This is a genomic window from Plantactinospora alkalitolerans, assembly GCF_015690345.1.
Taxonomy (GTDB): Bacteria; Actinomycetota; Actinomycetes; order Mycobacteriales; family Micromonosporaceae; genus Plantactinospora; species Plantactinospora alkalitolerans.
On the sequence record NZ_JADPUN010000260.1, the window covers coordinates 138,295 to 157,301 of the forward strand.

At 70.2% G+C, this 19,007-nt stretch carries 18 protein-coding genes; 10 read left to right on the forward strand and 8 right to left on the reverse strand.

All coding sequences use genetic code 11. The features are described 5' to 3' along the window. The first annotated feature begins 182 nt into the window (after nucleotides 1-182). A complete protein-coding gene (locus I0C86_RS30370) occupies nucleotides 183-1,022 on the forward strand; it encodes an SAM-dependent methyltransferase (RefSeq protein ID WP_407676370.1) in 840 nt (279 codons plus the stop codon). Between the two features lie 78 nt (nucleotides 1,023-1,100). On the opposite strand, the gene I0C86_RS30375 is transcribed toward I0C86_RS30370, so the two are convergent. Further along, the gene (locus tag I0C86_RS30375) at nucleotides 1,101-2,192 is read right to left on the reverse strand and encodes a methyltransferase (RefSeq protein ID WP_196204737.1); all 1,092 of its coding nucleotides are present in this window, start codon (nucleotides 2,190-2,192) and stop codon (nucleotides 1,101-1,103) included. Between the two features lie 116 nt (nucleotides 2,193-2,308). Next, entirely contained in the window at nucleotides 2,309-2,530 is a 222-nt protein-coding gene (locus I0C86_RS30380) for a hypothetical protein (protein ID WP_196204738.1), read from the reverse strand. Between the two features lie 333 nt (nucleotides 2,531-2,863). Between I0C86_RS30380 and I0C86_RS30385 the strand changes: the two genes are divergently transcribed. From I0C86_RS30385 to I0C86_RS30405, 5 genes are all read left to right on the forward strand, one after another. Next, the gene (locus tag I0C86_RS30385) at nucleotides 2,864-3,121 is read left to right on the forward strand and encodes a hypothetical protein (RefSeq protein ID WP_196204739.1); all 258 of its coding nucleotides are present in this window, start codon (nucleotides 2,864-2,866) and stop codon (nucleotides 3,119-3,121) included. Between the two features lie 330 nt (nucleotides 3,122-3,451). Next, entirely contained in the window at nucleotides 3,452-3,823 is a 372-nt protein-coding gene (locus I0C86_RS44625; RefSeq protein WP_196204740.1) for a DUF302 domain-containing protein, read from the forward strand. Nucleotides 3,824-3,830: 7 nt separating this feature from the next. Next, nucleotides 3,831-5,240 carry an FAD-binding oxidoreductase gene (locus I0C86_RS30395; protein WP_196204741.1) on the forward strand — a complete coding sequence of 470 codons (1,410 nt, stop codon included), beginning with the start codon at nucleotides 3,831-3,833 and terminating at the stop codon, nucleotides 5,238-5,240. Nucleotides 5,241-5,390: 150 nt separating this feature from the next. Continuing rightward, on the forward strand, nucleotides 5,391-5,735 hold the full coding sequence (locus I0C86_RS30400; RefSeq protein WP_230395053.1) for a VOC family protein: 345 nt from the start codon (nucleotides 5,391-5,393) through the stop codon (nucleotides 5,733-5,735). Nucleotides 5,736-5,944: 209 nt separating this feature from the next. Then, complete coding sequence (locus tag I0C86_RS30405; RefSeq protein WP_196204743.1) at nucleotides 5,945-6,955, forward strand: DUF5954 family protein; 1,011 nt, start codon at nucleotides 5,945-5,947, stop codon at nucleotides 6,953-6,955. 163 nt (nucleotides 6,956-7,118) lie between these two features. On the opposite strand, the gene I0C86_RS30410 is transcribed toward I0C86_RS30405, so the two are convergent. After that, nucleotides 7,119-7,754 carry a TetR/AcrR family transcriptional regulator gene (locus I0C86_RS30410; protein ID WP_196204744.1) on the reverse strand — a complete coding sequence of 212 codons (636 nt, stop codon included), beginning with the start codon at nucleotides 7,752-7,754 and terminating at the stop codon, nucleotides 7,119-7,121. A gap of 71 nt (nucleotides 7,755-7,825) precedes the next feature. Here I0C86_RS30410 and I0C86_RS30415 point away from each other — a divergent pair, with 71 nt between their 5' ends. Then, nucleotides 7,826-9,013 (forward strand): FAD-dependent monooxygenase, encoded by a 1,188-nt coding sequence (locus I0C86_RS30415; RefSeq protein ID WP_196204745.1) that lies wholly within the window; start codon nucleotides 7,826-7,828, stop codon nucleotides 9,011-9,013. Between the two features lie 65 nt (nucleotides 9,014-9,078). Here I0C86_RS30415 and cpt read toward each other — a convergent pair whose 3' ends face one another. The 5 genes from cpt to I0C86_RS30440 form a co-directional block, all read right to left on the reverse strand. Next, nucleotides 9,079-9,612, reverse strand: a complete 534-nt coding sequence (gene cpt, locus I0C86_RS30420; protein ID WP_196204746.1) for a chloramphenicol phosphotransferase CPT — start codon at nucleotides 9,610-9,612, stop codon at nucleotides 9,079-9,081. Between the two features lie 79 nt (nucleotides 9,613-9,691). Then, complete coding sequence (locus tag I0C86_RS30425; RefSeq protein ID WP_196204747.1) at nucleotides 9,692-11,239, reverse strand: methionine--tRNA ligase; 1,548 nt, start codon at nucleotides 11,237-11,239, stop codon at nucleotides 9,692-9,694. A gap of 222 nt (nucleotides 11,240-11,461) precedes the next feature. Next, nucleotides 11,462-12,112, reverse strand: a complete 651-nt coding sequence (locus I0C86_RS30430) for a vitamin K epoxide reductase family protein (protein WP_407676368.1) — start codon at nucleotides 12,110-12,112, stop codon at nucleotides 11,462-11,464. Nucleotides 12,113-12,124: 12 nt separating this feature from the next. Then, nucleotides 12,125-12,775 (reverse strand): DsbA family protein, encoded by a 651-nt coding sequence (locus I0C86_RS30435; protein WP_196204766.1) that lies wholly within the window; start codon nucleotides 12,773-12,775, stop codon nucleotides 12,125-12,127. Between the two features lie 431 nt (nucleotides 12,776-13,206). After that, a complete protein-coding gene (locus tag I0C86_RS30440) occupies nucleotides 13,207-13,620 on the reverse strand; it encodes a hypothetical protein (RefSeq protein ID WP_196204748.1) in 414 nt (137 codons plus the stop codon). Nucleotides 13,621-13,920: 300 nt separating this feature from the next. Here I0C86_RS30440 and I0C86_RS30445 point away from each other — a divergent pair, with 300 nt between their 5' ends. From I0C86_RS30445 to I0C86_RS30455, 3 genes are all read left to right on the forward strand, one after another. Then, nucleotides 13,921-15,273 (forward strand): glycoside hydrolase family 6 protein, encoded by a 1,353-nt coding sequence (locus I0C86_RS30445; protein ID WP_196204749.1) that lies wholly within the window; start codon nucleotides 13,921-13,923, stop codon nucleotides 15,271-15,273. Nucleotides 15,274-15,603: 330 nt separating this feature from the next. Continuing rightward, nucleotides 15,604-17,682, forward strand: coding sequence for an HAD-IIIC family phosphatase (locus I0C86_RS30450; protein WP_196204750.1), 2,079 nt, complete (start codon nucleotides 15,604-15,606; stop codon nucleotides 17,680-17,682). Nucleotides 17,683-17,689: 7 nt separating this feature from the next. Then, on the forward strand, nucleotides 17,690-19,007 hold a 1,318-nt coding region (locus I0C86_RS30455), incomplete at its 3' end, for a glycosyltransferase (RefSeq protein WP_323373945.1).

The window sequence follows — 19,007 nt, forward strand, 5'->3', positions numbered from 1 at the left end:
GACGCACTTCCGGGCGCTGTCGCATCAGGACCGACAACCACGCCGCGGGCTGCGGCCCGTTGGTGAACACTGCCCGGTGCCACCGGAACCGGTTGCGGTGCCGGTGGATGCGCCGGACGATCGGCCGTGGCGTGGTGGTCGGCCGGGTAGCGATAAGCTGCCCGACACAGCCTGCCAAACCTCTGCCTGAGGAGTCGAGCGTGTCGCAGAGTCCTAGCGTCAACCAGACTGGTCGGCCCGGGTCGGGGATCGACACCAGCGTGGCGCACAACGCCCGGATCTGGGACTACTGGCTGGGCGGAAAAGACAACTACGTGATCGACCGCGAGGTGGGGAAGCGGATCCGGGAGATGGTTCCCCATATCGATGCCGTGGCTCGCGCGGACCGCGCGTTTCTGGCCCGAGCCGGCCGTTTCCTGACCGGGGAGGCGGGCATCCGTCAGTTCCTCGACATCGGGACCGGCCTGCCAACCGCCAACAACACCCACGAGGTCGCCCAATCGGTCGCCCCGGAGTCGCGCATCGTCTACGTCGACAACGACCCGCTGGTGCTGGTACACGCTCGCGCGTTGCTGAGCAGCGCCCCCGAGGGTGCGACCGACTATATCGAGGCCGACGTCCGCGATCCGGACGCGATCCTGACCCGGGCCGCCGCGACGCTGGATTTCGACCGACCGATTGCGATCATGCTGCTCGGCGTCCTCAACTTCGTCCAGGACACCGAGCAGGTACAGGCGATTGTGGACCGGTTGTTGGACGCGGTGCCGGCTGGTAGTTACCTGGCGCTCACCCATCCGACGATCGAACTCGGTGGCGAAGGAAACATCGAGGCGATGGCGTACTACAACCAGCACGCGACCCCGAAGATCTGTGCCCGCAGTGGTGAGGAGATCGCCCGGCTGGTCCGGCGACTGGACCTGGTCGAGCCGGGCCTGGTGTCGTGTGCGGTGTGGCGGGCCGACGCCGACGGTGCGCTGCCGGCGCAGGTCCCGCAGTACGGTGTGGTCGGGCGCAAACCCTGAGCTGACCGGGGGTACCCGGGATCGCGCGGTTCGCCGTCCGAGGTTGTCGTCGTCACTTGGACCCGATGCCCTTTCCGATCAGCCGCTGGCGGTCCTCGGCTCGGCGGGCTCGGCGACGATGAGCCCGGCCGGCGGCGGCAGCGGCTGATGACTGACGAATCGCCAGCCGGCGGCAGCCAGCCAGTCCGCCACCTCGTCCGGCCGGTAGGTGTCGCCGCCACTGATCATCAGGAACTCGCCGGCGGCGAACCGGGCCGACGGGTGGGGAGTCGGGCCGTCCCGCCACCAGTCGACCAGTAGTAGCCGGCAGTCCGGTGGGGCGACCTCGCGCAGCCGGGTCAGCAGGGCGATGTTGCGTTCCGGCGGGAACAGGTGCAGGAAGTTGGCCACCACGATCGCGTCGTGGCCGCCGGGCAACGGGTCGGTGAAGACGTCGGCGCCGTGTGCCGCCAGCCGCTGGGCGAACTCGCTGGACGAGATCTCCGCGTCGACCATCTCCGCCACCTCGGGCAACTCCAGCAGGGTGCCGGTCAGCTGCGGGAAGCTGCGCAGGATCGGCCGCGCGAAGGTGCCGATCCCGCCGCCCACGTCGAGCAACCGGCGGTGGCGGCTGAAGTCGTACGTGCGGGCGAGGTCCGCGGCCGTCTCGGCGGTCACCGCCGCGACCGCCGACTCGTAGGCCCGGGTCTGCTCTCCGGTCAACTCGCCGCGAACGGCCTGGCGGGTGCGGAACGCCGTGCCTGCCCGGCCCCAACTGGCATAGCTCACCGTGTCCCAGTAGCGCAGGACCGGGCGCATGTCGAGGGGACCGCGACCGCTGAGGAAGGCCTCGGTGTCGGGCGCGTTGCGGTAGCGGTCGCCGTCGCGTTCGAGCAGACCCGCGGCCGCGAGCAGGTAGGGCAGGGTCGCCGCGCTGCGCTCCGGAAGTTGGCAGCGCTCGGCGATCGTCTCCGGGGTCGCGCCCTCCGGTCCGATGGCGGCGAACAGGTCCACCTCGGTGGCGACGAACAGCAGCTTCGACAGCATGAAGCCGGCCGCGGCCTCGGTGATCCGGGCCGGCGTCGGCGGTCCGGCCGGGGGCGGCGCCGGCCCGTCGCCGGAAGCCGGGCCGGCGTCCGGCGACGGCTGTGCGGATACGGCAAACACTCGGGGTACGGGTTGCTCGGTCATCGAACCTCCGCCGATCGACTGGCACCATCCGCGTCGATGTGATCATAGGTCCACGGCATCGTGCGGAGCCATCGCCGTGCCGGCGGAGTATTCCGGGCACGGTGGCAGGCGGGCGATCAGGCTCCTGCGTACATCGTCTTGAAGGCGTAGTCGGTGAGCCGGACAGGCGTGGCGAGGGTGCCGCCGTTCGATTCGACCATGGTGATGGCCTCGCCCGAGGTGAGCGACCGGCTCCCACTCGTCGGGTAGGCACTGATCTCGTCGAAATAGACGGTGCCGAAGCGGGCCAGCGGGTGGACCGGTTGGTTGAGGTCTCCCCGGGTGACGCCCGCGTTCACGGTGACGGCGGGCGGGAATCCGGTGTCGACCGCGCGCTCCGCAAGCTACGCGACCACCTCGGCTCCAGGCGAGCCGACGCACCCGACACCGAGGTCTGGTTACCGCAATGGGCAGGACGCGCCGGGGTCGTCCGAAACTGACCCCCGTCCCGTCAGGGCGGATGCCCGTTCGACGGAGACCAGGCTGGCGGATCATCGCCCCAGCGTCGCCCGTTGTCGTGAGCCGGACCACGCGCGCCCGTGTGAGCCTGATGCTCACGTACTTCGATGTCTCGGGCCCGACTCGACGAGGAGTCGCTGTGCACTGTGGACGGTAGCGCGAGGAGGCACAACATGCGCGGACGCAGATCGGCCACCCTGGTGGCGGCGACGGTGCTCGGACTCGGCGGGCTGGTCGGGATCGGGGCCACCCCGGCCGCCGCGGACCCGCCGGGCGGCACGCTGCGCGGCGTCTACTCCGACGGCCAGTTCTGCAACAGCTACGGCAGCGAGGGTGTGCAGACCGGCCAGTGGAGTTGGTACTACTGCGAGAGCCGCCAGTACGGTCCCACCGCCCCCAACTTCTACTTCCTCTGGACCTTCACCTACTGAAGCCTGTGCTGATGTCGGTGCCAGGGTTTGAGCTGGCTTAAGGATCTTCGCGTGTCGGAGGTCGACATCTGGCGAGGTCTCCGGTGGATGGTTCAGCGACCAAGCAGAACCTGAAACCGGAGACCTCGCGGACACCCCAGCGGTGCCGAGGCGGTTCGACCTGACCGGCGCCCGGTGGGCGACGCTGGAGCCGGTGCTACCAGTGCCGAGACGGCCGGGTCGACCGTCGTTGTGGAGCAAACCTCCCCGGACCGGCCCCGGTTGCGGGCACGATGGGATGGACGTGCCCAGCGACACGGTGAGCGGGGGTCGACCGTGAACGACGGACTGGTGACCAGACGCAGTACCCGTGATGTCGGAGAGACGATCTCCGCGCTGCGGGCCGAAGCGGAACGCGTGGGCGCCGCGGTGGCGGCGGTGGTCGACCATGCGGCGGCCGCTCGCAAGGCCGGGCTGAGTATGCCCGACACACAGGTGATCATCTTCGGGAACCCGCACGCGGGCACCCCGCTCATGCAGGCCTGTCCCGAGATCGCCATCGACCTGCCGATGCGACTTCTGGTGCGGGACGACGGCCGGTCCGGCTCGCTGGTCACCTGGCAGGACCCCGCGTACCTCGCCAGGCGGTACGGACTGGGCGAGGACCAGCTCGCGCCCCTGAACGCCCCGGCCACGATCGCCGCCGCGGTCGACGGCCGCTGAGCACGGAATGACATACGTGCTCGACCGGGACGATCTGGCCCGGCTGACCGCGGAGGTCGCCGGCCCGGTGGTGGTCCCCGGCGACGACGGGTACGCCGCGGAGACCGCCACCTGGAACACGGCCCTCGTGCAACGCCCGGCCGTCGCGGTCGGGGCCACCTCCGCCGCCGACGTGCGGGCCGCCGTCCGCTTCGCCGACGCGAACGGTCTGCCGGTCGCCACTGTCGCCACGGGGCACGGCGCGGTCGTGACCGCGGACGGTGCACTCATGATCAACCTACGTCGGATCGATGGCGTCAGGGTCGACGCGGGATTGCGTACGGCGACCATCGGCGCTGCCGTCACGGCACAGCGACTCATCGACGCGGCGGTCGAGGTCGGCCTGGCGCCGCTGGCCGGCTCGTCGGGCAACGTCGGGGTGGTCGGCTACGTCCTCGGCGGCGGGATCAGCCCGACCCTCGCCCGCACGTACGGCTTCGCCGCCGATCACGTGCATGCCGCCGAGATCGTCACCGCGGACGGCTCGCTCCGACGGATCGACCGTGACCACGAACCAGACCTGTTCTGGGCGATCCGGGGCGGCATGGGGAACTTCGGCGTGGTCACCTCGCTGACCGTCGGCCTGGTGCCGGTGACGCGGCTGTACGGCGGCGGGCTGTACTTTTCCGGCGACCACGTCGAGCAGGTGGTCGACGCGTACCGCCGGCTGGTTGCCGCCGCCCCGGAGGAGCTGTCGGTCTCCCTCGCGTTCCTGCGGCTGCCGTCGGCGCCGTCCGTGCCGGAACCGTTGCGCGACCGCTTCAGCGTGCACGTGCGGATCGCCTACCTTGGGTCGGCCGCCGACGGTCACCGACTCGTCGCGGACCTGCGTGCCGCCGCGCCGCCGCTGATCGACACGATGGCCGAGATGCCGTACACGACGATCGCCGCCATCCACGCGGACCCGGTCGAGCCGGTTCCGACGTACGAGATGTCGGCCCTGCTCCGCGATTTCCCCACCGAGGCCGCCGAGGCGCTGATCGCCGCCGCCGGTCCCGGCGTCGACACCCCGGTCGGAATGGTCGAGATCCGCCAGCTCGGCGGCGCGCTCGGCCGCGAACCCGGCGTGCCGAACGCCGTCGGCAACCGGGACGCCGCCTTCCAGCTCTCCGCCGCCGCGTTCGGCGCGCCCGGGATGGCGGAGGAGTTCCGCACGCCGCTGGTCGCGCTCGCCGACGCGATGGCCCGGTGGGCAACGGGCGGCAGACAGGCCAACTTCCTGACCGGCTACGACACCACGGCCGAGGCGGTGGCGCGGGCCTACGCGCCACGCACCTACCAGCGGCTGGTGGAGGTCAAGCGCGCCTTCGACCCGCGGAACCTGTTCCGCGTCAACCACAACATCACCCCGGGACCTCCGCCCGACACCCCGGGCTGAGGTCCGGGAGAGATTGGGCACGAGCGTGCCGACTGTCTTCTGGGTGGACGGCCGGGCCGACCGCTCGGTCCCGTTGTCGCTCCGTTGGACGCAGGCATGCCACCCGTATTCTGAGCGCCGGTCCGAGAACAGGAGAATCACGTGCACGTCATGCGCGTCACGGCCGACCTTCGAGTGGCTGACATCGAGGCGGCGAAGAGCTTCTACACCGACTACCTCGGGCTGGCTACCGAGGAGTTCAACATGGGATGGGTGGCCCGCTTCACCTCTCCCGACAGCGGGGCGAACGTCCAACTCGTGACGCGCGACGCAACCGCACCCGAAGATCCGGTCATATCCATCCACGTGGACGACGTGGAAGGTGCTTACGAGGACGCCCAGAGACTCGGTTACGAGATCGTGCATCCACTGACCACGGAGTCATGGGGGGTGCGCCGGTTCTTCGTCCGTGCACCGGACGGCAATGTGATCAACATCGTGTACCACCCGAGCTGAGCAGTGGTGGCAGGGGCATCGCGATCCGATCGAGCGCGGTGGGACCGTTGCTGGACCAGGTGGGTCGGCATGCTCGGCGGAGAACCCGGACGGCAGGTGGCGCCCCGTGGGGGAGCGGACAGCCGTTGTGGATGAAGTACCGATATCTGTGGGGGAACTGTGGTGGTGGCAGTGCTGCGTTTCGTCGATTGACGTAACACACTGCGTACATGGCCAATCACGGTAAGCGGGTGCCTGATCACCTGCTGATCAAGATCGAGCAGCGGAACGACCCCGTATCGGCGGTCTCCGAGGACGACGCCCGAATCCGCTCGGTCGCCTATCCGACGCTCTTGTGGAGCGCACCGGTCTTCGGCGCCGCCGAGGAGGTGGACGGCCGGTGGCGGATCATCCAGCTCAACGCCGACGAGCCGCAGCATGCCCGGGACGGCCTCGCGTCCCACTTCCGAAGGCTGTTCAGCGAGACACCGCAGACCGTCGAGCACGCGGCCGAGCGGGCGGAGTACGAAGCGGTGTACGAACTGCTCGACTGGGAGGCCGTCGACGAACTCACCGCCAACGACCGCCGCTACCGGATCATCCGGGCCCAGCCGTTCATCCGGATGGGTGCGGACGGACCGGAGCCGCCCCGGCCCACCGACCCGGATCCGTACCCGCCGGGCCAGGCCGATCGGAGCACGTCACAGCTGGATGGGTTCGTCATCGACCCGACCGCGAGTACCGGGCTCACCGACGGACTCGTCCGGATGGAGATGATCTCGACCTCCTACCGTACGCGGACCGTCCCCGAGGACGTACACGCCGACTCCCGTCGGGTGCTGACGACCCACCCGAACGTGGTGCTGCTGCCGGTCGGCTACACCATCGGGGAGTACGTCGCCGGCAGCTGGCGGCCCCGATCGTTCGCCACGTACCCCACGCCGCAGGCCGCCCGGGATGCCGGGTCGTTCTCCATCCGGGACATCGCCCTGGACGAGAACACCCCGATCGAGGAGTTCACGGCGGCGTACCAGCGCGCCCGCGCGGCGCACCGGCCCCCGCGTACCGACGACTTCGACGTGCAGGGCGTGCCGTGCCGGGTAACCCGGATCGAGACCTTCGTCCGGGTCGGCCCGGACGGCCCGGAGGGGCCGCGTCCCTCGGACCGGGACTCGCAGCCACCGCCGGCGCGGCACGTCCACCAACTCCGCGCGCAGGGCCTGATGCCCGACCCGGACTGACCCGCCGGTACGTACCACCCACTGATCGATCTCGGGAAGCGGGTGAGCCGGTTCAGGTACCCGGTCCAGGCTGGATCGGGTACGCCGTCAGACCACGTGGGACGTGATGACGCGGGCGCACCCGAGGGATTCGTAGCTTCCGGCTGCGCCAACCCGGACAGCCTTACGGCGTGGGCTGGTACGCGCGGAGGAAGGCCCGGACCCCTTCGACGATGAGCGGACGCACCCGGGTGTCCTCCGCCGCGTTCGCGGAGCGGAGCCGATTCAGCGCCACCCCGAAGGTCAGGGCGATGAAGTGGTCGGCGGCGAGGCGCGGGTCGGGCGCGTGGAGCAGCCCGGCGCGCGCCAGCTCGGCGAACCGTTCGGCCATGGCCTCTTCCGGTGCGTTGTCGATCGCGTCCTGCTCCAGGCCCGAGAGGTGGCCGGAGGCGTTCTGGATCAGTCGCTGCAGCGTGGCGTACTCCGCCGAGCCGAGCATCTCGGTCGATATCCGCATCGAGAACGCGGTCAAGGCGTCCTCTAGCTGGTCGGGTCCGCGCAGCCCGCTGAGCGTGTCGTCGAGCGTGCGGCGGATCGTGGTGATCAGCGCCTGGCCGGACGTCTGCACGACGGCCCGCAGCAGCGTCTGCTTGTCGCCGAAGTAGTCGTAGACGGTCCGCTTCGACACTCCGGCACGCGCGGCGACCGCGTCGACGCTCGACCGGTCGAAGCCGTCGGTGAGGAAGAGCTGCCGGGCCGCTCCGAGGATCGCCGCCCGCTTCTGCGCGGACCCCTCACGCAGTGCCTTCGCGGTCGACATGGCCCCGATCTTATCGGAGCTACACTGCACGGTGTAGTGTAGTTCTGGATATCGACGAGAGGCGCTCATCAATGAAGATCCTGATCTCCGGTGCGAGCATCGCGGGGCCGACGCTCGCGTACTGGCTGCACCGGTACGGCTTCGACGTCACGGTGGTGGAGAAGGCCCCTGCCATTCGTAGTGGGGGCTACCCGATCGACATCCGGGGCAGCGCGCTCGGTGTCCTGGACCGGATGAACGTCCTGCCGGCGGTACGGGCCGGACACATCAACACGCACCGTCTCACCTTCGTCGGCCCGGACGGCCGGCGGGTCGGCTCGCTGCGGCCGGAGGCGGTCACCGGCGGGGTACTGGATCGTGATCTGGAGGTCCCCCGAGGCCACCTGACCTCGGTCCTCTACGACTCGGTACGCGACGACGTGGAGTTTCTGTTCGCGGACTCGATGGCGGCGCTGCGGACGCACGAGAGCGGCGTCGAGGTGACCTTCACCGGCGGTGCGCGCCGCGAGTTCGACCTGGTGATCGGGGCGGACGGGCTGCACTCGCGTACCCGGCGACTCGCGTTCGGCCCGGAGGAACCGTTCGCCCGCTACCTCGGGTACTGCTTCGCCGGGTTCACCATCCCGAACGACCTCGGCCTGGCGCACGAGGGCATCACCTACACCGCTCCCGGGCGAATGGCCGCACTGTACGCACCCGGCTGCACCGAGACGCTGCACGGTTTTCTGGCCACCGCCCGCCCGCAACCCCCGAGCGCGGAACTCGGCGACGCCGATGCTCAGCGCGACCTGATGACCCGGGTGTTCGGCGACGATGGATGGGAGGTGCCACGGCTACTCGACGGCATGCACGCGGCCGACGACGTGTTCTTCGACGTCGTCAGCCAGATCCACATGCCGACGTGGTCGCGCGGACGTGTCGCGCTGGCCGGCGACGCCGCGCACGCGCCGTCGTTCCTGTCGGGTCAGGGCACCAGCATCGCGCTGGTCGGCGCCTACGTCCTCGCGGGCGAGTTGGCCACTCGCGCCGATCACGCCGACGCCTTCGCCGCGTACGAACAGCTCACCCGGCCCTTCGTGAAGGTCAACCAGGCTCTGGCCGACGGCGGTGGCAGCATCCTCGCGCCGACCACGGCCGCCGGGCTGTGGCTGCGGAACCAGGCCCTCCGGATCGCGCCGTTGCTGACCAGGACCGGGCTGCTGGGCCGAGCCGGCCGGCGGGCCGCCACGGCCCTCGCCCTGCCGTCGTACGCCGACTGACTCAGCCGAGGGAGGGCCCCGCCCACCGCGCGAGGCGGCAGGTCGATCGCGGATCGGGTACGCCGTCAGACCACGTGGGACATGATGACGCGGGCGCACCCGAGGGATTCGGTGAGGCTGGTATCGACCTCGACGTCATAGCGGACACCCTCGTGCACGATCTCGGCCTGCGACACCGCCATTCCGATCACGCGGTCGCCTCTGGCGATCTCCCGGCCCGCCGCGACGTCCGGGGCGCAGCGCACCCCGACCCACAGCACCTCGAGATCCGCCAGGTACTCACGGGTGCGCTCCTGGGAAGCGGCACCGCCGAGAAAAACCTCGTCCAGGACGATGCGTGCCCCGGCGCGCGCCATCGCCGCGATGCCGACCATCCAGGCGTGCTGCACCTGGAGGAACTCCTCGCCGACGATGACCTCGCCCCGCGGACCGAAGGTCAGCCCGCTGGGGGAGCCCATCATGGCTGCCGGCAGCCGGTCGATCAGGTCGTCCACACCGAAGCTGATCCAGGGCTGCGGCAGTACGTACTTGAGGCACCGGACGATCGCCGACTTGCCCGAGCTGGAGCCGCCGTTGAGCACGATGACCTGTGTCGTCACTCGACTGGTCCGCCTTTCGGGAAGCGTTGGTCGGCTGTGGTCGACCTCGATCCCTCGAAGGTCGTTCCCCCCGGTCACCTCACGACTCGAGCCTCGGGAAGACCGGCCCCGCCTTGCCGACCTTACGGCCAGCCAGTTCGGTCAGCGAGCCGAAGTCTGCGGTCGGGTCCTCGCCGACCGCGTCGAGCAGCCGGCCGCTGCCGGCGGGGATGTACGGCCGCAGCAATATCGCGATGCGTCGTACGGCGTCCATGCCGCAGTACAGGACGGTGTCCAGCGTACGGGCCGCGTCGTCGTCTCCGGCGTCGGCCGCCTTCGCCAGGTGCCAGGGCGCCCGCTCGCCGACGTAGGCGTTGCTGCGCCGGACCAGCTCGGCGATGCGGGCCAGCGCCTCTCGATGGTCGAACCGGTCCATCGCGGCCACACTGTCGCGGACGGCGTCGGCTGTCCGGGACTCGAGGTCGGCCTCGAGGGCGCCGGCCTCGCCCCGCGTCGGGACCACTCCGCCCCGATACCGCTCCACCATCGACGTCAGCCGGCTGACGAGATTGCCGACGCCGTTGGCGAGATCGTTGTTGTATCGGGCGACCAGGCGCTCCTCGGCATAGTCGCCATCCCCGAACGGGGAGAACTCGGCCAGCAGGTAGTACCGGACGGCATCCTGTCCGAAGGTGCCGACCAACTCCTCCGGGTCGGTCGCGTTGCCGAGAGACTTGCTCAGTTTCTGTCCGGCGCTGGTGATGTAGCCGTGCACCATCACGTCGGTCGGCAACGGCAGCTCGGCCGCGAGCAGCATGGCCGGCCAGTAGACGGCGTGGAAGCGCAGCACACCCTTGCCCAGGACGTGGATGCGACGCTCGGCGCCAGTCCAGTAGCGGTGGTAGCCCGTGTCGTCATGGAGCCAGTCGAACGTGTTGATGTAGTTGGTGAGCGCGTCGATCCAGACGTACATGACCTGACTCGGATCACCGGGAACCGGGATGCCCCAGCCGCGCGCCCGGGTGGCCGACCGGGAGATGCTGATGTCAGCCAGGCCACTGCGGATGAAGCTGAGCGTCTCGTTGCGCCGGCTCTGCGGGTGGACCTGGAGTAGACCCGACTCGATGGCCTCGGCGAGTTGGTCCCCGTAGCGGGACAGTCGGAAGAAGTAGTTGCGCTCGCTCACTGGCTCCGGCTCGACGAGGTGCTCGGGACACTTCCCGTCGACGAGGTCGGACGGCTCGTAGAACTGCTCGCAGCCGACGCAGTACAGGCCGGCGTAGTCCTTGGGATAGATGTCGTCGTTGGCATCGAGTCGGCGCCAGATCTCCGCCGCCCCGGCCAGGTGGAGCGGGTCGATGCTGGTGCGGATGAACGCGGTCGTCACGACGCCGAGGGAGGCCAACAGTTCCCCGAAATAGCTCACGTTGCGGTCGACCAGAGCCTGCGTGGTCATGCCGGCCTTCTCGGCGGCCAGCACGTTCTTCAGGCTGTTCTCGTCCGAGCCGGTGAGGAAGTAGACCTCGTGGCCCGTTCTGGTGAGATGCCGGGAGATCGAGTCTGCCTGGACGTACTCGAACGCGTGCCCGAGATGCGGACGCGCGTTCACGTAGGGGATCGTGGTGGAAACATAGGCGGTGGCTGGCATGATCCCTCTTCGCGGCCGTCGGCGGCATGACACCTCGCGGCCAGTTGGCTGAGGGCGCGATGTGTGGGCTGCAGTCTACGTAATTCCGGCTCGCCGGTCGGACTAATTCCGGCTCGTCGGTCGGACCGGATCACGGCCCGCCATAACGCCACGAATCGTGTTGACAGGAGGGCCCGGCTCGGCCATGTCACCATGGCCGAGCCGGATGAACCGCGCCCGTCGTCACAGCACGGTGCGCCAGTAGGTCCAGAACGCCTCGCCGACCAACAGGGTCAGGATGAGCAGCCACGCCACGGGAATCGCCGTGTGTAGCCGGGTGATCGCGGTGACCGTCGGCCGCCAGGAAGCCGGCAGGCGAAGGTGGCCCCGGTCGAGGTTGTACAGCGTGGTGTAGCTGAACACGATGATCGTGACCACCCACACCACCATGCAGTACGGGCACAACGCGCCGATCCGGTAGACGCTCTGCACGAAGAGCCAGTGCACCATCCCGATCCCGAACACCGTGCCGGCCTGCATGCCGAGCCACCACCAGCGGGACAGTCGGATCCCACCGAGCACGGCGACGCCGGTCGCGACCACCAGCGGGAACACGGCCACGCCGAGCAATGGGTTGGGGAAACCGAGGACCTCGGCCTGCCAGGTGTTCATGACCGACCCGCAGGACAGGATCGGGTTGATCGAGCAACTGGGCGTGTAGCCGGGGTCGCGCAGCAGCGCGATCTTCTCCACGATCAGGACGAACGCGGAGCCACCGCCGAGAAGCCCGCCGATGGTCAGGACCCAGCCGGCCAGCCGGTCGCTGATCGCGCTCGCCTCATCCGGACCTGTGTCGTCGACAGCGTCGGGTCGGGTGACTGTAGTGCTGAACACGGTGGCATCCTCCTACCGCGCCAAGGCTGCATCGATGGTCCTCTTGAGCGCCTCATACGTCGGGTCCTGCTCGTACCGCACGCCGTTGACGAAGAACGTGGGCGTGCCTCGCACCCCGATCCGCTGACCGTCCTCGGCGTCCGACCGGACCCGCGCGTCCACCTCCGGGCTGGCGATGTCGGCGCGGAACTTCTCCACGTCCAGGCCCAGCTCGCCGGCGTACCCGACGAGCGTTTCCACCTGAGACTGTTCCCTGTGGCTCCACGCGGTCTGGTTGTCGAAGAGCTTGACGTACATCTGCTCGAACCCGCCCTGTCGCGAGGCCGCCTCCGCCGCGTGGGCCGCGTTGAGCGCGTTCGGATGGCTCGCGATCGGGAAGTACCGGATCACGTAGGTGATCCGGTCCCCGTACTCGTCGCGCAGCCGCTCCACTCCCGGGTACGCCGCGCCGCACGCCTCGCACTCGAAGTCCAGGAACTCCACGACCGTGACCTTGCCGTCTGCCGCGGTGGAGAGCCGGTGGCTGTCCGGCCGGACCACCGTCTGCGCTGCCTCGCTCGCCGGAACGTCCTCGCTGCCGGCGCGGTCGACCACCAGGGCGACGGCCAGCACGGCAAGCGCGACCGCGCCAAGGCTGAGCGTCACCTTCAGGTTGGTGCCCATCCCGCCGCGCCGCGCCCGGCGCACCGCCTTTCCGGCCGCCCTCACCCGCACGCTTGCCGGACCGTCGGACCCTGGACCGTCGGACCCTGGACCGTCGGACCCTGGACTGCCGGACCCTGGACTGACGGATCCAGGCGCTCTGCGCCGCTTGCTTGCCGAACTACGGTTCGCTCTCGTCTTGTGTGGTGGCACGGTCAGTGCCTCTCTTTCCAATAGATCAGGTCTGGCTGAAGTGTTCGCGCGATACGGACACCGGCGAGCGATCAGGCCGGCGTGGAGACGTGACCTCAGCAGGCGAGTCGAAACTCGATGCTTCTGCACCGGCGGGGTCACCGAGTGTGGGTGGCAGGCGGAAGCCATCGAGGGCGGGGCGACGACGTGAGGCCGGCCGCGCAGGGGACGGCTACCGCGAGAAGGAGGTCACGCCGCGCCTATATGCGCAGCACGTCAATCCGTATCGGACGAGCCGACGGTGGCCGCACACCGGGACTGCCCGTCCCGGCCCACCAGAAGGACGCGTGCACCAACAGCGGCCGGCGCACCGCGCCGGCAACGGCCAGCCCGGCCAGCGCCACGACCACGAAGAGGCACGCACCTGTGACGCCTTCGGCCGGATCGTGTCCGCCATGCGGCGCGCCGCGGTCCGCGTCCGCCATCAGCGCTCCCGGCAGCGACGCCTGCAAGAGCACGTTGGGGCAGGCGGCGTGCCCCGCCATCGACACCGGCGCGTACGGTCCGTCACCGCACGACGTGCCGCCGAACAGTGCGACGGCGAACAACGCCCCGACGACCGTGAGCCAGCGCAGCAGCAGCACCGAAGGCGCTCGGCTGGCCGGGACAGTCACCCCTCCAGGGTACGCGAAACAAATTTCGGACAGGGCATTAGCGAGCCGACGTGGCCGGCCGGGCGGTGGTGGCGATGCCGAGGCGGACCAACTGGGTGGCGACGGGCCTGACCTTCACTCCTGGCGTCCGGCGCACCGACGGCGGTCGACAGATCATGCGCGTTCGGCGCGAGGCGGTGGCATGATGGATCGAAGTAGATGAATGAGTAGCGGTGGGCTGTCGGGTCGCGGCGGCGTCCAGCCGGACGAGCCGGACCGGTAGCCGTCACACCCGGCGTCCGAGGAGCCACCATCATGACCATGCCAGGTTCTGAGGGCCGGAGCGCCCGGGTACGCCGGGTCCTCGCCGTCCTCGCCGTGCCCGTCCTCGTCGCGGGGGCACTCGTCGGCGCCGGTCCGGCCGGCGCGGCCGATCCGCCGCACCGGGTGGACAACCCGTACGCCGGGGCCAGGGTCTACGTGAATCCCGAGTGGGCCGAGCACGCCGGCGCCGAGCCTGGCGGCGACGCGATCTCCGGCCAGCCGACGGCCGTCTGGCTGGACCGGATCGCCGCGATCGGCGGAGCAGACGGTGCGATGGGCCTGCGCGAGCATCTGGACGCCGCCCTCGCGCAGCGCGCCGACGTCGTTCAGCTGGTCATCTACAACCTGCCGGCCCGCGACTGTGGCCGGCCGGCCCCGCGGGGTGAACTCCCGATCGAGGAGATCGACAGGTACCGGGTGGAGTTCATCGATCCGCTCGTCGAGATCCTCACCGCTCCCCGCTACGCCGACCTGCGGATCGTCGCCCTCGTCGAGCCGAACTCGCTGGCGAACCTGGTCGTCAACACCGGCTCCCGGTACTCCGCCACGCAGGCTTGCAACGACGTACTGGCGCGCGGCACCTACCTGCACGGGATCGGGTACGCGCTGGCCCGGCTCGGCGCCGTGCCCACCGTCTACCCGTACCTGGACATCAGTCACCACGGTGAACTCGGCTGGCCGGACAACTCCGGTCCGATGACGGCGCTGCTGCACCGGGCCGCGACCGCCGCCGGCAGCACGGTGGCGAACGTGCACGGCTTCGTCGCCAACACCGCCAACTACTCCGTGCTGCGTGAGGAGCACTTCCGCGCCGACACCGTCTTCAACGGCCAGCCGGTGCACCAGTCGAAGTGGGTCGACTGGAACCCGTTCGTCGACGAGGTGCCGTACGCGCTGCACATGCGCGAACTGCTGGCCGGGGTGGGTTTCTCCCCGGAGTCGAGTGTGCTGGTCGACACCTCCCGCAACGGCTGGGGCGGCCCGGACAGACCTACCGTGCCGCCGACGCGGGGCGACCTGAACCATTACGTCGACGCCAGCCGGATCGATCGGCGGGCGGTCATCGGAAACTGGTGCAACCAGGCGGGCTCCGGCCTCGGCCAGCGGCCGGCCGTCGATCCGGAACCCGGCATCGACGCCTACGTGTGGGTCAAGCCGCCCGGCGAGTCGGACGGTGCCAGTGACCGCCCGGGTGCGGGCCAGCCGTACGAGCCGATGTGCGACCCGTACTACAGTCCGCCGCGCGCTTCCTTTTACCCCACCGGGGCGCTGCCGGACGCCCCGCCGATCGGGGAGTGGTTCCCGGCGCACTTTCGGCAGTTGCTGGCGAACGCCTGGCCACCGCTGTGACAGCCGCCGCTGCGGTCGCCCCTGCTGGGCGAAGCCGGTCACGGTGCGGTCGGGCCTCCAGCATCGGATGCGTCCGGACCGGCGACGGTTGCACGAACATTGCAGATAGATGTCGATCATGATGTTGATCGTTGGGAGTCGGTTGTTCGGCGCGCTGCGCCACTCGATGGCGAATCTATTTCAGATATTGAAGTCATCGATGCGCAATCGAGGTTATTGATCAGGATGTCCCCTTGTGTCCGACCGGCAATGTTCTGTGTAGCGAGGTCGACGACATTGGTCAATGTCGTCTACATTGACGTGTCCATAATCGATGATTGCGGGGCCTCGTTGACTTCGTTGCAGATCAGGGTGGCCGCCAATTTCACCGCCGGGCCGCTCGCGGAGCCTTTGGAGTTCGTGCTCGCCGAGGCGGGCCTTGCCGCCGATGTGACGCTCGCGCCGTACGGTGAGGTGTTTCAGTCCCTACTCGACCCGGACGGCGCCCTGCGCGGCAACACCGACGGGGCCAACGTCGTCCTGCTCCGCCGGGACGGCTGGCTGACGGGCGGACCCGCGGCCGTCGAACAGATCGCCCACGACCTCGTACGGGCGATCGTCGACTGCGCCGCCGCCTCCGGGGTGCCGCACCTCGTCGTGTCGTGTCCGGCCGACGACCCGACCGACGCCATCGCGACGGCGTTCGAGCGGCGGCTCGTCGACGGGCTCGCCGACGACGCCCGGATCGCCGTGGCGTCCGAGGCGGAAATCCTCCGTCAGTACCCGGTGCCCGATATCCACGACCACTTTGCCCTGGCCACGGCGGATGTGCCCTACACACCGGAGATGTACGCCGGGCTCGCCCTGACCGTGGTCCGTGCGGTGCACGCCTGGCGGGTGCCACGGCCGAAGGTGATCGTCGTCGACGCCGACCACACGCTCTGGGACGGAGCCGTGGGGGAGGACGGGCCACTCGGCGTGCGGGTCGGCCCGGCACACCGGGAAATCCAGCGACTCCTGCTGGCACAACGCGACGCCGGCCGGCTGATCTGCATGGCCAGCAAGAACGCCGAGGCCGACGTACTGGAAACGCTGCGCCGGCACCCGGACATGCTGCTGCGGGCCGAGCACCTGAGCGGATGGCGGATCAACTGGGCGCCGAAATCGGCGAACATCGCCGAGCTTGCCGCCGAACTCACCCTCGGCCTCGACTCGTTCGTGTTCATCGACGACAGCCCGGTCGAGGCCGCCGAGGTCCGGGCGGCGCACCCGGCCGTGCTGACGCTCTCCCCACCGTCGTCCGGCGACGGGATGCTGTCGTACCTGCGGCACTGCTGGCCGCTGGACCATCCTCGGGTCACCGACGACGACCGGGCCCGGGCCGAGCGCTACCGCGAGGAGCGCCGGCGCGAAACGGCCCGGTCGACCGCGCCCTCGCTGGCCGAGTTCCTCGCCTCGCTCGATCTCGTCGTGACCGTCGAGCCGATGGACGGCGCCGACGCGGCCCGGGTCGCGCAGCTCACCCAGCGGGTCAACCAGTTCAACCTGGCCGGTACCCGACGGTCGGTATCCGAACTGATCGACCTGCCGCCGGGCGCCGAGTGCCTCGTCGTGCGGGCGCGGGACCGGTTCGGCGACTACGGTCTCGCGGGAGCGGTCCAGGCCGTGGCGGACGGATCGACGTACCGGGTCGACGGGCTGTGGCTGAGCTGCCGGGTACTGGGCCGTGGCGTCGAGCACCGGGTTCTCCGGGCGCTCGGCGCGCGTGCGGTCGAGCGTGGCCTGGGCACGGTGTCGTTGCCGTACCGGCCGGCCGAGCGCAACCAGCCGGCGATCGACTTCCTGCGGAACCTTCCGGCCGGGCAGCGGACCGGGCCGGAGGGTACGGAGTTCTTCGACGTACCGGCCGGTGTCGCGTCGACCGAGACGTTCCAGCCCGACGGGGGACGGCCGACGGCAGCCCCGGCCCCGGGCGCCGTCGCGACAACTGCGGGAGTCGTCGACAACGCCACGGTGGACCGGATCGCGCGGTCGCTCGCCGACCCGACGCAGGTACTCGAGACGATGGCGGCGCGCCGCTCCGCCCCGCCGCTCGCGGAACTCGTCACGGCGGACGCGACCCAGGCCATCGTCGCGAAGATCTGGGCCGAACTGCTGGAGTTCCCGCCCCGGACGGTCGATGACAACTTCTACGAACTCGGCGGTCACTCGCTGCTGGTGGTGCAGTTCGCCGGCCGGGTCCGCGACGAGTTCGACGTGGAACTCCCGGTCGACGTGCTCTTCACCGACCGGTTCACCGTCGCGGACATGGCCCGGGCCATCAACGAGCGACGGGCGGCCCCCGGCGACGACGTGCTGATCGGCATGCTGGCCAAGCTCGACGAGCTTTCCGACGACGAGGTGCGTCGACTGCTCGACGCCGATCGGTAGCGCGGCGGTGGCAACCTTTCTGCTGTGCACCGACGGGACGCACGGTGACGTTCTGCCGTTCATCCGGCTCGCTCAGGGGCTGACCGGCCGGGGGCACGAGGCGGTGGTGTACAGCCATCAGGTCTACGCCGACACCGCCGCGCGGGTCGGGGTCCGGCTCGTCGCCACCGACACCACCGAGGCGTACGACCGACTGCTCGACGACCACCGCGAGGTCCTGCTCAACGTGCTGACCCGGGTGGAGCACGTCGTGGACTTCTACCACCGCAACGGGATATTCGACCAGATCCAGGGCGAGTACGAGGCGATGGCGGCCCTGGCGCGGAACCGCCCGCCCGGCGAGGTGGTGCTCGTCGGGCGACACACGTCCCGCCTGTCGGTCCTGCTCGGCCGGGAGGCCCTGCGGATCCCGGCGGCCTGGGTGTGTGTGACGCCGACCCAGCACATGGGTGCGCCGTTGACGCAGCGCCTGTATCCGCGTGGGCTCGCCGACCCGATGAACGCGCTGCGGCACCGGCTGGGCCTTCCGCCGGTGGCCGACTGGGGGTCCTGGCTCTCGGGTGTGGACGGCTCGGTGTGCCTGTGGCCGGACTGGTTCGACTCCGCGGGGCATCCGGCACCGGCCGACGCCGCCCGGGCGGGTTTCCTGCTCAACGACGCAGCGGAGGGCGGTGAACTCCCCGCCGAGGTGGCGGCCCTGGTCGCCCCCGACGTACCGGCGGACGACCGGCCGGTGCTGATCACCGGCGGCTCCAGTCGGATGCTGCACCGCGACTGGTATCCGACCGCGGTGGCGGCGGTCGCCGCCGCCGGCCGACGGGGGATCGTCGTGTGCCGGTACCGGGATCTGCTGCCACCGGAGCTGCCGGCCGGTGTGCGCTGGTTCCCCGCCCTGCCCTTCGCCACCCTCATGCCGGCGGTCGCCGCGGTGGTGCACCACGGCGGGATCCTGACCTCCGCACGGGCGATCCGGTCCGGCACCCCGCAGCTCGTACTGGCGCACGGCGTGGACCGCCCGGACAACGCCCTCCGGCTGCGCCGCCTCGGGCTCGCCGAATGGTTGCCGGCCGCGCGCTGGAACCCGGCCGACGCGGCCGCCCTGCTGAACCGGGTGCTCGGCGAGCCCGGATACCGGCGCCGCGCCGCCGACCTGGCGCCGACGATCGACGGCTCGGCCGCGCTCGACGCCGCGTGCCGGGCCCTGGAGGAACTTGTCGGGCGGCCGGTCGAACCGGCCGGGCCCGCCGGTCCGGCATCGGTCGACACCGCGTCCCCCGCTGCGGCGGCCGACCCGACGGGCACCGCCGGGGCGGCCGCCGCAGCGG